This is a genomic window from Pseudomonas sp. TH21 (genome assembly GCF_016651025.1).
Taxonomy (GTDB): Bacteria; Pseudomonadota; Gammaproteobacteria; order Pseudomonadales; family Pseudomonadaceae; genus Aquipseudomonas; species Aquipseudomonas aylmerensis.
This window is the reverse complement of sequence record NZ_JAEKEQ010000001.1, coordinates 6084559-6098623: the sequence shown is the minus strand read 5'-3', so window position 1 is coordinate 6098623 and position 14065 is coordinate 6084559. Positions and strand designations below refer to the sequence as shown.

The following is a 14065-nucleotide window of genomic DNA, read 5'->3' as shown; positions in this document are numbered from 1 at the left end:
GCCTACTTCTTTCCGAGGAAACCACTTCGTGAAACTGCTCCTTGCCTCGCTCGCCCTGGTTGCCCTGCCCGTCATGGCTGCCGAGCCGACCCTTTACGGTCGCTACGAATACATCAAGTTGCCGGAGATCGGCGAAACCTTCAAGGCCAAGATGGACACCGGCGCGCTGACCGCTTCGCTGTCGGCCCGTGACATCGAGACCTTCACCCGTGACGGCGACGATTGGGTGCGCTTCCGCCTCGGCGGCAAGGACGCCAGCAACAAAGTCTACGAACACAAAGTGTCGCGCATCAGCAAGATCAAGAGCCGCGCCGACGAAGACGACGACAAGGACGAAGCCACCGTGGCCAAGCGTCCGGTGATCGACCTGGAAATGTGCCTGGGCGACGTCAAGCGCACCGTCGAGGTCAACCTGACCGACCGCAGCAGCTTCAACTACCCGTTGCTGATCGGCGCCAAGGCCCTGCGCGAGTTTGGCGCAGCGGTGAACCCGGCCCGTCGCTATACCGCTGACAAACCGGACTGCTGATCGAACCCATGCCGCACATCCTGATTGTCGAAGACGAAGCGGCGATAGCCGACACGCTGATCTTTGCCCTGCAAGGTGAGGGCTTCACCACCACCTGGCTGAGCCTTGGCCAGGAGGCGCTGGCCCATCAACGGCAAACACCGGCCGACCTGATCATCCTCGACATCGGCCTGCCGGATATCACCGGGTTTGAAACCTGCAAGCAATTGCGGCGTTTCAGCGAAGTGCCGGTGATGTTCCTGAGTGCGCGCGATGGCGAGATCGACCGGGTGGTGGGCCTGGAGATCGGCGCCGACGATTATGTGGTCAAGCCGTTCAGCCCGCGGGAAGTGGCGGCGCGAGTGCGGGCGATCCTCAAGAGGGTCGGCCCTGGCGTGGCCCCCGCCGTGTTCCAGGTTGACCTGGAGCGCATGCAGATCAGTTATCGCGGCCAACCCCTGAGCCTCACGCGCCACGAGTTCCGCCTGCTGCAGAGCCTGCTGGAACAACCCGAGCGGGTGTTCAGCCGCGAGCAGTTGCTGGACGCGGTGGGCGTGGCGGCGGATGCCGGCTACGAGCGCAATATCGACAGCCACATCAAGAGCCTGCGCAGCAAATTGCGTGGCATTGCGGCGGACGCCGAGCCGATCCAGACCCATCGCGGCCTCGGCTACAGCTACAGCCCGGGCAACAGCTGATGCGCCTGGGGCTGCGGATTTTCCTGGTGTATGCGCTGTTCATCGGCCTGACCGGCTACTTCGTGCTTAGCACGGTGATGAAGGAAATCCGCCCCGGCGTGCGCCAGTCCACCGAAGAAACCCTGGTGGACACCGCCAACCTGCTGGCCGAGATCCTGCGTGATGACGTGAAAAACCACACCCTCGGCCAGAGCCACTGGCCGCAGCTGCTCAAGGCCTACGGCAATCGCCAGCCGGGCGCGATCATCTGGGGCCTGCCGAAAAACCAGGTCAACCACCGTATCTACGTGACCGATGCCAAGGGCACCGTGCTGCTCGATTCCAGCGGAGAAGCGGTGGGCCAGGACTACTCGAAATGGAACGACGTGTACCTGACCCTGCGCGGCGAATACGGCGCGCGTTCCACCCGCAGCGAACTGGACGACCCGGCCTCATCGGTGATGCACGTGGGCGCGCCGATCCGCGATAACGGCCAGATCATTGGCGTGGTCACGGTGGCCAAGCCCAACAGCTCGCTGCAGCCGTATGTCGATCGCACCGAGCGGCGGCTGCTCTGGTACGGCGCCGGGCTGGTGGTGCTCGGCCTGTTGCTGGGGGCGGTGTTGTCATGGTGGTTGAGCAGGGCCCTGCACCGGTTGACGGCCTATGCGCAGGCGGTCAGCGAAGGCCGGCGTGCCGAGTTGCCGCACTACCGGGGCGGCGAGCTCAAGCAGCTGTCCACCGCGGTGGAGCATATGCGCACGCAGCTGGAGGGCAAGGCCTACGTCGAGCATTACGTGCACACCCTGACCCATGAATTGAAAAGCCCATTGGCCGCGATTCGCGGCGCGGCGGAGCTGTTGCAGGGCGATATGAGCCGCGAGCAACAGCAACGTTTCGTCGGCAATATCGACAGCGAGAGCGCGCGCCTGCAGCAGTTGATCGAGCGCCTGCTGAACCTGGCGCAAGTGGAGCAACGCCAGGGCCTGGAAGCACAGGTCAGCCTGCCGTTGGCCGGCTTGGTCGATGAGGTTCTCACGGCCCAATGCGCGCGTATCGAAGGCGCCGGCCTGCACATCGAACAAACGATCGGCGCCGACGTGAAGGTGTTCGGCGAACCTTTTCTGCTTCGCCAGGCCCTGGGCAATCTGCTCGAGAATGCCCTGGACTTCACCCCGTCCGGCGGCACCTTGAGGTTCGGTGCGCAGACACAGCACCACGCGGTGCAGGTCAGCCTGTTCAACCAGGCCGCGCCGATTCCCGACTACGCTTTGCCGCGCCTGAGCGAGCGATTCTACTCCTTGCCACGCCCGGCCAGCGGGCGCAAAAGCACTGGCCTGGGCCTCAACTTTGTCGAGGAAGTGATGAAGCTGCACGGCGGCGCGTTGCAGATCGGCAATGTGCCGGGTGGCGTCCAGGTGGTGCTGCATCTCCACACAGTCTCCACATTGCCCACATAAATCCCCCACACGCGCGGCTCATGCTCTGCCCATCAAAACAGGGAGAGACCCATGAACCGCAGCCTGCTTTTCAAACTTGGCGCGATTGCGCTGCTGATCCTGCTGTTGCTGATTCCGTTGCTGATGATCAACGGCATTATCGGCGATCGGCAGCAACTGCGCGACGGCGTCCTGATGGACATCGCGCGCAGCTCCAGCTATGCCCAGCGCCTCACCGGACCGGTGATGGTGGTGCCGTATCGCAAGACCGTGCGCGAGTGGAAACTCAATGAAAAGCTCAACAAACGCTACGAGGTCACCCGTGAAGAGCGCGGTCGCCTGTATTTCCTGCCGGACCGTTTCGAGCTCGACGGCAAGGTGCAAACCGAACTGCGTGCCCGGGGCATCTACCAGGCGCGGCTGTTCCATGCCGACACCCGCATCAGCGGGCGTTTCGAGCTGCCTGCGCAGTTGGGGATCACCGAAGACTTTGCCGATTACCGCTTCGAACCGGCATTCCTGGCGGTGGGCATCAGTGATATTCGTGGTATCGAAAACGCGCTGAAACTCGAGCTGGGCAGCCAGCGCCTGGAGTTCTCGCCGGGCTCCCAAGTGGACTGGCTGGGAGAGGGCGTGCACGTGGCATTGCCCGAACAGGACAGTAAAAAACCGGCCGTGGTGGACTTCGCTTTCGACCTGCGCCTGCAAGGCACCGAACAACTGCGAGTGGTGCCCGTGGGCAAGACCAGCCAGGTCTCGCTCGCCTCCAACTGGCCGCACCCCAGCTTCATCGGCAACTTCTTGCCGACCCAGCGCGAGGTCACCGATCAAGGCTTCAGCGCCAGCTGGCAGACTTCGTTTTTCTCCACCAACCTTGAGCAGGCCCTGCAAACCTGCCTGGACAGCCAGGGCTGCAACGACTTCAACAATCGCAGCTTTGGCGTGAACTTCATCGATCCGGTGGACCAGTACCTCAAGAGCGACCGCGCGATCAAATACGCGCTGCTGTTCATTGCCCTGACCTTTGCCGGTTTCTTCCTCTTCGAAGTGCTCAAGAGCCTGGCGGTGCACCCGGTCCAGTATGCGTTGGTGGGCTTTGCACTGGCGTTTTTCTACCTGCTGCTGTTGTCGTTGTCCGAGCACCTGGGCTTTGCGTTGGCCTACCTGATCTCGGCGAGTGCCTGTGTGTTGCTGATCGGATTTTATGTGTGCCACGTGCTGCGCAGCGTCGCCCATGGCCTGGGCTTTTCCGCTGGATTGGCGGCGTTGTATGGCTTGTTGTACGGGTTGTTGAGTGCCGAGGATTACGCGTTGCTGATGGGCTCGCTGTTGCTGTTTGGCCTGCTGGGGACGGTGATGGTGCTGACGCGCAAATTGGATTGGTACGGCGTGGGCAAGCGCAAGGTCGCCGAGCCGTTGCAGTTCGACCTGGAGGACGTGCAATGATCGGCTTGCGTGAGGATCAGCGGGTGAAGGCGCGGTTGGTGGCGAGGATCAACCGGCTGTTCCCCGTGGTTGTGGCGGGCGAGCCTCCTGTCGTGAGCGGGTGTCCTGTGGCGAGTGGGCTTGCCCCGCGTTGGGCTGCGCAGCAGCCCCAAAACCTGAGATGAGTTTCATTGGATAAAACGCGGTGGCCTGATGGGGCCGCTTCGCAGCCCAACGCGGGGCAAGCCCGCTCGCCACAGGGAGTTCGATCACCACAAGATGCCCGCTCGCCACAGGGTCAGGTGGAAACAGGGCTATACCGGCGGCTGGGTCTCCAGCATCGAAGGCCGCTGGCTGACCTCGGCGTACCAGGCGGCCAGCTGTGGGTTGGCCGCGCGCCAGTGCATATCGGGGTGGCGGAAGTCGAGGTAGGCGAGGGCGCAGGCCACGCTGATCGAGGCGATGTCGAAGTGGCTGGTCAGCTCGGCGATGGCGTCCTGTTCCAGCTCGGCGAGGGTGCGGCGGATCTTGTTGCGTTGCTCGTCGAGCCACGGCGCCCAGTGTTTTTCCGCCGGGCGCAGGGCCGACTCGTAACGCACCAGTACGGCCGCATCCATGATGCCGTCAGCCATCGAGGCCAGGGTCAGGCGCCGCCAGCGGGCCGAGCCGTCGCGGGGGATCAGCGGGTTGCCGACATGCTGGTGGTCGAAGTAATCGAGGATCACCCGGCTGTCATGCAACACGCTGCCGTCAGCCAGGCGCAGGGCCGGGATCTTGCCCACGGGGTTGCCTTGCACCACCTGCGCATCCGGGTTGACCGGCGTCGGCATGCAGCCGTGCAGCGCCACGCGGTCTTGCTGGCCGGTTTCGATCAGCAGCACGCGAACTTTGCGAACAAACGGTGAAGCGGGGTTGTGGAACAAGGTCATGCTGGGCACAGACATGGGCATTCCTCTGGAGGGGCGAGCGGGCTCGCGAAGGACGCTTACGATAGCGCAGTGCATCAGATTTGACGCGGTACTCTCAGGGTTTTCGCCGGCAAGCCGGCTTCCGCAGGAGGGCCCATACACCGATCACCGCAGGTATCCCAAGCCCCACCCAACTGAGCGAATCCCACCACCCATCCCCCAGCAACGCCGCAAACAACCCGGCGGCGCTGAGCAGGCCAATCCCCAGCGGAATGCCAAACACTTTCCAGAAATTCGACTGCCGTGGCTTCATGCCTTGCCCGCCTTGCGCCTGACGATCCACAGGTAAATCCCGCTGATCAGCACGATGATGGTCAGCACATCCAGTACCGCCCAGAGGACTTTCATCGGCATGCCGCCGTAATCGCCAAAGTGCAGGGGCTGGGACATGCCCATGGCGTCCATGTACCACGGCCGTTCGGCGATGGCGGTGACGGCCAGGGTGCTGGCGTCAATCAGCACCGGTGTCAGCAGGTGGGAGGTCAGGTGCGTGCTGCCCTTCATGAACACCGCGTAGTGGTGCTCGCTGGAAAAGCGCGTGCCGGGAAAGGCAATGAAGTCCGGCTGCATGCCTGGCGCGGCCTGGGCGGCAATGCTCAGCAGCTCGGTGGCGGGTGCGCGCTGGGTCAGCGGCGGGGCATGTTTGTACGGCTCGATCATGGCGCTGAGGCTGTCCTGGCGCCAGGCTGCGATGATCAGGTCGGCACAGGCGCTGATCACGCCGGTGACGCCCACCACCAGCGCCCAGGTCAGGGTGACCACGCCGATCAGGTTGTGCAGGTCGAGCCAGCGCAGGCGGGTGGATTTGTCCTGGCGCACGGTGGCGAACTTCAAGCGGCGCATGAAGGGCAGGTACAGCACCGTGCCCGACACGATGGCCAGCACAAACAGAATGCCCATGAACGCCAGCAACAACTTGCCCGGCAGGCCGGCGAACATATCCACATGCAGGCGCAGCAGGAACAGGGTCAGCCCGCCATTCGCGGAGGGCATTTCGACAGCGTCGCCGGTGCGCGCATCAAGCATGAAAGTGTGCGACGAGTTGGGTTCGGTGCCGGCCGTCGCAGCCATGATTGCGATCACGCCGTTCTTGTCGTCCTCGTCCCACGCCAGGTATTGCATGGCTTCGCCAGGGCGATGGGCCTGCGCTTTGGCCACCAGCTGTTCAAGGTTGAGCTGCGGCGTATCGGCGGGCATCTGCGCCAGTTCTGGCTCGTTGCCCAGCAGGTGATCGATCTCGTGGTGGAACACCAGCGGCAGCCCGGTCAGGGCGAGCAGCAGCAGGAACACCGTGCAGACCAGGCTGGTCCAGGTGTGGATAAAGGACCAGCGGCGGATGGTTTTACTTTTCATTTTCCAGCCTTCAGGCGCACCAAAGCCGCCCCGGAGGACGGCCTGATGGTTAACTCAGTCGATTACCACTGGTAGGTGGCACTGGCGACGACGCTGCGTTGGTCGCCGAAGTAGCAGTAGGACCCATCGCAGGTGGAAATGTAGTCCTTGTTGAACAGGTTGGTGGCGTTGAGTTTCACCGAGGCGCCTTTGAGGCTGTTGTCCAGGCGGCCGAGGTCGTAGTGCACCGCGCCGTCGAACACGGTGTAGGCGTTGGCCTTGCCCGTCCAGGTGTTGCCTTGGTCGCCATAAGTGTTGCCGGTGTAGCGCGCGCCGAAGCCGATGCCGAAGCCATCGAGTACACCGGTGTGCCAGGTGTAGTCGGTCCACAGCGAGGCTTGCTGGTTGGGGATCAGTTGCAGGCGGTTGCCTTTGTAGATACCGGTTTGCACTTCGGACTTGGACAGGGTGTAGGCGGCGATGACCTTGAGGTTTTCGGTCACGTCGGACACCGCTTCCAGTTCCAGGCCCTTGACCTTCACTTCGCCGGCCTGGTCGGTGATCGATTGGTTACCCGAGCCGATCCGGGTCACCAGCACGTTTTTCTGGGTCAAGTCGTAGACCGCCGCACTCAGCAGCGTATTGGAGCCAGGTGGCTGGTACTTGATCCCCAGTTCCCATTGTTTGCCCTCGGTGGGCTTGTACGACTTGACGGGGTCGACGCTGGCGTTGCTCGCCGGTTGGAACGACTCGGCGTACGACAGGTAGGGCACGAAGCCCGAATCGAACACATAGCTGAGCGCCGCGTTGCCGCTGAAGTTCTTGCTGCGGTCAGTGTTGGTCGCGTCCAGCTTGTTGAAGTAAGTGGTGCCCTGATGCACCCAGTCCTCACGCCCACCCAGGGTCAGGCGCCAGTTGTCGAGGGCCATCTGGTCTTGTGCGTAGAGGCCGGTCTGGATGGTTTTCTGGTTGTAGTCGTAGTACGGCGTGACGTCCGTCGGGCGCAGGGTGGGCACGGTGTTGATCGGGTTGAAAATATTGATGTTCGACGCCGTGCCGTAGATCGTCCGGAAGGAGGTGTCGGTGCGCTGGTGGTCCAGGCCCAGCAGTACCGTGTGGGTGATGTCGCCCGTGGCGAAGTCAGCCTGGAAATTGTTATCCACTGCGAACTGGCCGATGTCCTCGTCAACGTTGGTGCTCGAGCGGCTGATATTGCCGTTGGCGTCAGCCGGGGAGTAGATATAGGAACCGACCGTCAGTTGCTGAAACGACAGCTCAGACTTGGTATAGCGCAGGTTTTGCTTGAACTGCCAGGTATCGTTGAAGCGATGCTCGAACGCATAACCCAGGGCGTAGTAGGTGCGGTCGTAGAACTCATAGTCGGGGTCGCCGAGGTTCTTGTGGTGGGAGACCTCGCCTTGGGGGAGCTTGATCTTGGTGCCCTGGATCGGCAGAAATTGACTGGTGGTGCCAGTATCGTCACGCGTGAACTGCGACAGCAGGGTCAGCTTGGTGTCGGTGTCGATGTTCCAGGTCAGGCTCGGCGCGATGTTGTAGCGTTTGTTGTCGATGTGGTCGACCTGGGTGCCGGCATCGCGCACCACGCCGCTGACGCCATAGAGGAACTGGCCTTCATCGTCGATCTTGCCGGTGCTGGCAAAGTTGATCTGGCGGTAGTTGTCACTGCCGTATTGCACCTGGATGGCATTGCTCGATTCGGCGCTCGGACGGCGGCTGACCATGTCCAGCAGGCCGCCTGGCGGGGTCTGGCCATACACCGACGAGGCCGGGCCGCGCAGCAGGGCGATGCGGTCGAGGTTCCAGGTCTCGGCTTTGGGGTTGGCATACACGCCGCGCGGCAGGGGCAGGCCGTCGAGGAACTGGGTAGGTTCGAAGCCGCGCACGCGCATCCAGTCATAACGGGTGTCGCTGCCGTAGCTGGCGGACACGATGCCGGGCATGTATTTGACCGCGTCATCCAGGTTCTGCACGTTGCGGTCCTGCATCTGCTCGCGGGTCGCCACGGAGATCGAGCGCGGCGCTTCCACCAGGGCGGTGTCGGTCTTGGTGCCGGCGGCGGTGCGTGTGGCCAGGTAGCCTTGCACCGGGCCCCAGGCGCTTTCCTGGTTGCCCTCTTGCCCGGTAATGTTGGTGACCGGCAGCGCCATCACGCCTTCCGGGATCGCCACCAGGGAATAAGTCCCCGCACTGCTTTGCTCCAGCTGCAGCCCGGTGCCACGCAGTGCCTCACGCAGCGCGCCCGGGGCATCGAACTGGCCCTGGACCGGCGCCGAGGTCTTGCCCGATGCCAACGCCGGGTTGAGGGTCAAGGCCAGGCCGGCCTGGCTGGCGATCTGGTTCAGGGTGCTGGACAGCGGCGCAGCCGGCAGGTTGTAGGCGCGCACGCTGGCGGACTGCTCGGCGGCGATCAGCGCGGTGCTCGCCAGCGGCGTGCAAAGGGCAATCGCCACGGCTAACAGGCTGGGGCGCAACAAGGTGTCTAGCGTGCGGGACATAGGGCGGCTCCTGAATGGAAGTAATTCGCAATTGCCTATGTGCCGAACGAGAATCGGAAAGTGATAGGGCAGCATCAAAATATTTTTTGTGGTGGGTTTGAGGGCCTCATCGGGGGCAAGTCGAATCGTCGTACCGCCCCTCCCACATTTGAGGTATTCGCACATCAACCTGTGGGAGGGGCGGTGCGACGATTCGACTTGCCCGCGATAGCCATGGCCCAGGCCCCGCCTGAGCTAAGGCTTGGCGGTCACCGTCACCCACCACGGCGTGTGCTGCTGGATCTGCACCGGCAGGGTCGGCAGCAGCGCGTTGAGGGCCAGGTCGGTGTCGTGCAACGGGAAGCTGCCGGTGATGCGCAGGTCCGCCACGCTTTTATCCACACCCAAATGACCGGTGCGGTAGCGACCAAGCTCGGCCACCACATCGCCGAGACGGGCGTTTTCGACCACCAGCATGCCGCGCGTCCACGCATCGGTAGCGGGGGTGACGGCCAGCGCAGGACCAAGGCCGTCACTGCGCATCAGCACTTGCTGGCCTTCCTTGAAGATCTGTTCCTGCGGCAATGCCTCGGGCTGGGCGCCCACTGCCGACTGCAGCACGCTCAGGCGCGTGGCGTGGTCTTCGCGCTTGACGATAAATCGCGTGCCCAGCGCCCGCAGGTTGCCGTCGCGTGTTTGCACGTAGAACGGGCGCGCATCGTTGTGGCCGGTCTCGACGAGGATTTCGCCTTCCTGCAGCACGATCAGCCGGCGCTTGTCATCGAAACGCACATCGATGGCGCTGTGGGTATTGAGGTTGATCAGCGTGCCGTCCGCCAGTTTCAGCGTGCGCTGTTCACCGGTGGCCGTGCGTTGGTCGGCCAGCCAATAGTGGATCGGCACGTAGCGTTCGCCGGCAAACAGCGCCAGGCCGCACACCAGCGCAATGCTCGCCAGGCCGCTGCCGAGTTTGCGCACGCGCTGGCGAATGCCCTCGCGCGACTGCAGCAATGCCGCCCGCGCCGGGCCCGAGGCCACGCTGAAGCGCTGGTCGAGCATGCCCAGTTGGCGCCAGGCGCGGGCGTGCTCTTCATCGCTGGCCAGCCATTTGTCGAATTCCTCGCGCTCCACCGCGCTGCCGTCGCCGGAATCCAGCGACAGTTGCCAGGCGATCGCCGCATCCAGCACACGGGCCGACACGGGCTTGGAACTGATCACGCTCACAGCGGCTCGCCATACAGGGCGATGTAGCACTGGCGAATGCCCTGGGCCAGATATTGGCGCACGCGCGGCACGGAGACGCCGAGGCGCTGGGCGATTTCCGCGTGGCCCAGGCCATCCAGGCGGTTGTAGAGGAAGGCCGCGCGGGCCTTGCTCGACAGCTTGCCGAGCAGGCGGTCGATGGCCTTGAGGTCTTCGAGGATCAACTGCTGTTCTTCGGGCGAGGGGTGTTCGCTTTCCGGGATCAGCATCAATTCGCTGAGGTACGCCTGTTCCAGCGCTGCGCGACGGAAGTAGTCGAACAACAACCCTTTGGCGATTGCCACCAGGAAGGCACGCGGCTCGCGGGGTGCGCGCAACTCGTCACGGCCGAGCAAGCGCATGAAGGTGTCCTGGCTCAGGTCCTCGGCGCGGCTCGGGCAGGCCACATTGCGCCGCAGCCAGGCCAACAGCCAGCCACGGTGGTCGCGATACAACGCGCCAACAAGCTCACTGTGTGGGTTCTGGACCGACGACAAGGCATCACCGAATAGACAAGAGGTTTAAACTAACGAGAATTATTCGCGATTGTGTCAGAGGCGTGGGGTGGGCGCAATTGGCGTCTGTCGGGAGATGACATTAAAACGATGGCGCCTGTTTACGCCGTTTCCATTGGCTCAAACGCTCTTGCAGCGCCTGGGGCGTGTCGATCTGCTGCTGGCGCGCACGGCTCAACAGGATGAGCATCAGCTCCGCCGTGGCCAAGGCGTCGGCGCTGGCATGATGGCGTTCGCCCACCTGCAGGTTGAAGTGATGGATCCAGTCATCCAGCCCGGCTTCACGGATATGCGCTTCGGGGCACAGCAGTGGGGCGATGTCGGCCACATCCAGAAACGTGTGGGCCAGGCGATAGCCCAGGCTGTCCTTGAGCGCCCGGCACAGCATGTGCTGATCGAATGGCGCGTGGAACGCGAGCAGCGGGCTGTCGCCGACAAACGCCATGAAATCCAGCAGCGCTTCCACCGGATCACTGCCCGCGGCAATTGCACTCGGGCCCAGGCCGTGGATCAGCACGCTGGGGCTGAGCTTGGTGTCGGCGCGGTGCAAGGTGCGCTCGAACAGCTGGGAGAAATCCACCGCGCCGTCCTCGATGACCACTGCACCGATCGACAGCACCTGGTCGCGATTGAGGTTCAGGCCGCTGGTTTCCAGGTCCACCACCACCCAGCGCTGACTGCGCAGCGGACCGTCGCCCAGGGCTGCAGGCTTGGGCAATTGCGCCAGGCGTTGTTGCTGCGCGGCATCGAGCCCGGGTTTAGCCGCGCGCAGCCAGCCGAACAGGCTCACAGCTGGTACCGCAGGGTCAGGCTGCTTTGCAGGCGCTGGGCCTGGCGCAGGGACTCACGCAGGATGCGGCGGTCCAGGTGGTTGAGGCTGTCGGGGTCGACGCGGTTGGAGTACGGCTGGTTTTCCCGGGTCTGCAACTGATGCTGCTGCATGCGGGTTTGCTGGATGAAGTGGTAGGCCTCTTCGTAGGCGGCGCCGTCGAGCGGCTCGATCACCTCCTTGACCACCAACTGGCGCAGGCGCTCCAGGGTGTTATTGGCGTGGATGCCATTGGCCAGGGCGAGCAATCGCGCGCCGTCGACGAAGGGCGTCAAGCCCTGGACCTTGAGGTCGAGGGTGGCTTTTTCCGCACCTTTGCGCGACAGCACAAAATCACGGAAACGTCCTACGGGCGGGCGCTGGCGCAAGGCGTTTTCCGCCAGCATGCGCTGGAACAGCCGGTTATCCGCGACCTGATCGAGAATGCCCTGGCGCAGTTGTTCGCAGCCGCGCTCATCGCCCCACACCACGCGCAGGTCGAAATAAATGCTCGAACCCAGCAGGTTCTCCGGCGTCGCCTCGCGAATAAACGCGCCGAAGCGCCGCGCCCATTCGGCCCGCGACAGGCATAGCTCGGGGTTGCCGGCCATGATATTGCCCTTGCACAGGCTGAAGCCGCACAGCGCCAGGCTCTGGTTGATCTGCTGCGCCAGGGGCAGCAGGCGCCCACGCAGGGTCGCAGCCTCGACGGCGTCCTTGGCGTCGAACAGGATGCCGTTGTCCTGGTCGGTGAAAAGCGTCTGCTCGCGGCGGCCTTCGCTGCCAAAACACAGCCAACTGAAGGGCACGCCTGGGTCGCCTTTTTCCGCCAGGGTCAGCTCGATCACCCGGCACACGGTGTGATCGTTGAGCAGCGTAATGATGTGGGTGATCTGCGTCGACGACGCGCCGTGGGCCAGCATGCGCTCGACCAACTGGCCGATCTCGCCGCGAATCGCCACCAGGTTCTCCACCCGGGGCGCGTTGCGGATGGTGCGTGCCAGGTGCACCAGGTCGACCCGCTGCAGGGAAAACAGGTCGCGCTCGGACACCACGCCACACAGGCGCTTTTCCTTCACCAGGCACACGTGGGCGATATGCCGTTCGGTCATGGCGATGGCAGCGTCGAACGCGCTGTGGTCCGGGGTCAGGAAGAACGGCGCCTGGGTCATATGGGCGTCGATGCCCTGGCTGAAATCGCTGGTGCCATCGGCCACCACCTGGCGCAAATCGCGCAGGGTGAAAATCCCCAGCGGCGCCTTGTGTTCATCGACGATCACAATGCTGCCGACTTGCTGCTCGTGCATCAGCGTCACCGCCTCACGCAGCGGTGTTTGCGGGCTGCAGGTGACCGGGTGGCGCATGGCCAACTCGCCCAGGCGGGTGTTCAGGGAATATTGGGTGCCGAGGGTTTCCACGGCTTTTTGCTGCACCTGATGGTTGACCTGGTCCAGCAGGCTGCTGACGCCGCGCAGGGCAAAGTCGCGAAACGGGCTGGAAAGGGCGAACAGCTTGATAAAGGCCGGCTTGTTCAGTTGCAGGCAAAAGGTGTCTTCGGCGGCCTTGTGCTCGGTCCGTGTGGCCCGCTCGCCCAACAGCGCGGCGAGGGGGAAACACTCGCCGGCGGTGATTTCGAAGGTGGCTTGCTTCGAGTCCGGCCGTTCACCCACCACGCGGCCTTGCTTGACGATGTAGAAGTGCTCCACCGGCCCGCCCGACGGTTTGAGGATGCTCTCGCCGGGGCCGAAGAAGCGTAATTGACACTGCTCCACCAGGAACGCCAGGTGTGCGTGCTCCATCTGGTTGAACGGTGGGAAGCGTTGCAGGAACTGCAGGGTGCCGTGGATGTTCTGCAATACAGCAGTTTTCCCCGCTTGGGCGAAGGCATCAGCTTTACTCATAACATGACCGCAATTTTTTTGTCGTTATCGTCCTGCATGGTCGACTCCTGGGCGGCAGGTGCCCATTGGACGTAAGTCTAGGTCGATGAAAACGGCGTAAAACTAAGGAAAAACCTTACATGACTATCGTCCAAACCCCGTAGAACGCCCACTAGGCAAACTTTCCGACGAAGTGCACATTGAACGCCCTTCCGCAGATGTCTGACGAGTGTGCTGGGAGATTGATGAGAACTGCTGAGAACTGTATGTCCGACCACGATATTTTGAGTGATGCCGAGCGCGAGGCGCTGAGCGCCGTGATGCTGGAGCCTGATTTACCGCCACAACGCGTGTTGATTGTTGACGACGACAAGGATGCGCGTGAACTGCTGGCGGAGATCCTGGGCCTGGACGGTATTCGCTGCATGACGGCCGACAGCGGCAAGACAGCGTGGGAATTGTTGAGCTCCAGCAGCTCCATCGGTTTGCTCATCACTGACCTGCGCATGGCCCCCAGCAATGGCCTGGAACTGATTCGCCAGGTGCGCAGTTCCACCCGTGCGGCGTTGCCGATCATCATTATGTCGGGAGACGCCGAAGCCCCGGATGTGATCGATGCAATGCATTTGAGCGTGGTGGACTTCTTGCTCAAGCCGATTGATAGCGTGAAGCTGGCGAAGATGGTCAAGCGGGAATTGGGGATGGCGCAGTAGGTACCGTTTATCTTTTTTTTATTTGAACTGTCAATTCTCACAGTAGGCAAATAAGTGGTCAGC

13 protein-coding genes are annotated in these 14065 nt (G+C 63.0%); 5 read left to right on the top strand and 8 right to left on the bottom strand.

All coding sequences use genetic code 11. The annotated features are described in order from the left end of the window. Positions 1 to 28 precede the first annotated feature (28 nt). Genes rloA2 through creD form a run of 4 tightly spaced genes read left to right on the top strand, consistent with a single transcriptional unit; the run spans position 29 to position 4070 of the window. Complete coding sequence (rloA2, locus tag JFU04_RS27105) at positions 29 to 529, top strand: retropepsin-like aspartic peptidase RloA2 (protein ID WP_201146023.1); 501 nt, start codon at positions 29 to 31, stop codon at positions 527 to 529. Between the two features lie 8 nt (positions 530 to 537). Continuing rightward, positions 538 to 1206, top strand: coding sequence for a two-component system response regulator CreB (creB, locus tag JFU04_RS27100; RefSeq protein ID WP_201146022.1), 669 nt, complete (start codon positions 538 to 540; stop codon positions 1204 to 1206). Continuing rightward, positions 1206 to 2645: a two-component system sensor histidine kinase CreC gene (gene creC, locus JFU04_RS27095; RefSeq protein WP_201146021.1), complete on the top strand. Its 1440-nt coding sequence runs from the start codon at positions 1206 to 1208 to the stop codon at positions 2643 to 2645. Before creB ends, creC begins: the two co-directional genes overlap by 1 nt. 51 nt (positions 2646 to 2696) lie before the next feature. Continuing rightward, positions 2697 to 4070: a cell envelope integrity protein CreD gene (creD, locus tag JFU04_RS27090; protein WP_201146020.1), complete on the top strand. Its 1374-nt coding sequence runs from the start codon at positions 2697 to 2699 to the stop codon at positions 4068 to 4070. Positions 4071 to 4363: 293 nt separating this feature from the next. On the opposite strand, the gene JFU04_RS27085 is transcribed toward creD, so the two are convergent. The 8 genes from JFU04_RS27085 to JFU04_RS27055 form a co-directional block, all read right to left on the bottom strand. Next, positions 4364 to 4993, bottom strand: a complete 630-nt coding sequence (locus tag JFU04_RS27085) for a glutathione S-transferase family protein (RefSeq protein WP_106802450.1) — start codon at positions 4991 to 4993, stop codon at positions 4364 to 4366. A 79-nt stretch (positions 4994 to 5072) separates the two neighbouring features. Further along, positions 5073 to 5270: a hypothetical protein gene (locus JFU04_RS30380; protein WP_106802451.1), complete on the bottom strand. Its 198-nt coding sequence runs from the start codon at positions 5268 to 5270 to the stop codon at positions 5073 to 5075. Further along, positions 5267 to 6370 (bottom strand): PepSY-associated TM helix domain-containing protein, encoded by a 1104-nt coding sequence (locus JFU04_RS27080; protein ID WP_065904730.1) that lies wholly within the window; start codon positions 6368 to 6370, stop codon positions 5267 to 5269. The genes JFU04_RS30380 and JFU04_RS27080 overlap by 4 nt, the downstream gene beginning before the upstream one ends. 62 nt (positions 6371 to 6432) lie before the next feature. Continuing rightward, positions 6433 to 8865 (bottom strand): TonB-dependent siderophore receptor, encoded by a 2433-nt coding sequence (locus JFU04_RS27075; protein ID WP_120450219.1) that lies wholly within the window; start codon positions 8863 to 8865, stop codon positions 6433 to 6435. Positions 8866 to 9099: 234 nt separating this feature from the next. Beyond that, positions 9100 to 10068, bottom strand: a complete 969-nt coding sequence (locus JFU04_RS27070; protein ID WP_201146019.1) for a FecR domain-containing protein — start codon at positions 10066 to 10068, stop codon at positions 9100 to 9102. Further along, complete coding sequence (locus JFU04_RS27065) at positions 10065 to 10583, bottom strand: RNA polymerase sigma factor (RefSeq protein WP_065904725.1); 519 nt, start codon at positions 10581 to 10583, stop codon at positions 10065 to 10067. The genes JFU04_RS27070 and JFU04_RS27065 overlap by 4 nt, the downstream gene beginning before the upstream one ends. 100 nt (positions 10584 to 10683) lie before the next feature. Beyond that, complete coding sequence (locus tag JFU04_RS27060) at positions 10684 to 11391, bottom strand: 3'-5' exonuclease (RefSeq protein WP_201146018.1); 708 nt, start codon at positions 11389 to 11391, stop codon at positions 10684 to 10686. Further along, positions 11388 to 13310: a putative nucleotidyltransferase substrate binding domain-containing protein gene (locus JFU04_RS27055; protein WP_201146017.1), complete on the bottom strand. Its 1923-nt coding sequence runs from the start codon at positions 13308 to 13310 to the stop codon at positions 11388 to 11390. The genes JFU04_RS27060 and JFU04_RS27055 overlap by 4 nt, the downstream gene beginning before the upstream one ends. Positions 13311 to 13555: 245 nt before the next feature. Between JFU04_RS27055 and JFU04_RS27050 the strand changes: the two genes are divergently transcribed. After that, a complete protein-coding gene (locus JFU04_RS27050; protein WP_065904718.1) occupies positions 13556 to 14002 on the top strand; it encodes a response regulator in 447 nt (148 codons plus the stop codon). The last annotated feature ends 63 nt before the right edge of the window (positions 14003 to 14065 follow it).

Coding starts and splice junctions, on each gene's coding strand:
- creB (WP_201146022.1), top strand. CDS start 538: ATGCCGCACATCCTGATTGTCGAAGACGAAGCGGCGATAGCCGACACG.
- JFU04_RS27080 (WP_065904730.1), bottom strand. CDS start 6,370: ATGAAAAGTAAAACCATCCGCCGCTGGTCCTTTATCCACACCTGGACC.
- JFU04_RS30380 (WP_106802451.1), bottom strand. CDS start 5,270: ATGAAGCCACGGCAGTCGAATTTCTGGAAAGTGTTTGGCATTCCGCTG.
- creC (WP_201146021.1), top strand. CDS start 1,206: ATGCGCCTGGGGCTGCGGATTTTCCTGGTGTATGCGCTGTTCATCGGC.
- creD (WP_201146020.1), top strand. CDS start 2,697: ATGAACCGCAGCCTGCTTTTCAAACTTGGCGCGATTGCGCTGCTGATC.
- JFU04_RS27085 (WP_106802450.1), bottom strand. CDS start 4,993: ATGTCTGTGCCCAGCATGACCTTGTTCCACAACCCCGCTTCACCGTTT.
- JFU04_RS27050 (WP_065904718.1), top strand. CDS start 13,556: ATGTCCGACCACGATATTTTGAGTGATGCCGAGCGCGAGGCGCTGAGC.
- JFU04_RS27075 (WP_120450219.1), bottom strand. CDS start 8,865: ATGTCCCGCACGCTAGACACCTTGTTGCGCCCCAGCCTGTTAGCCGTG.
- JFU04_RS27055 (WP_201146017.1), bottom strand. CDS start 13,310: ATGAGTAAAGCTGATGCCTTCGCCCAAGCGGGGAAAACTGCTGTATTG.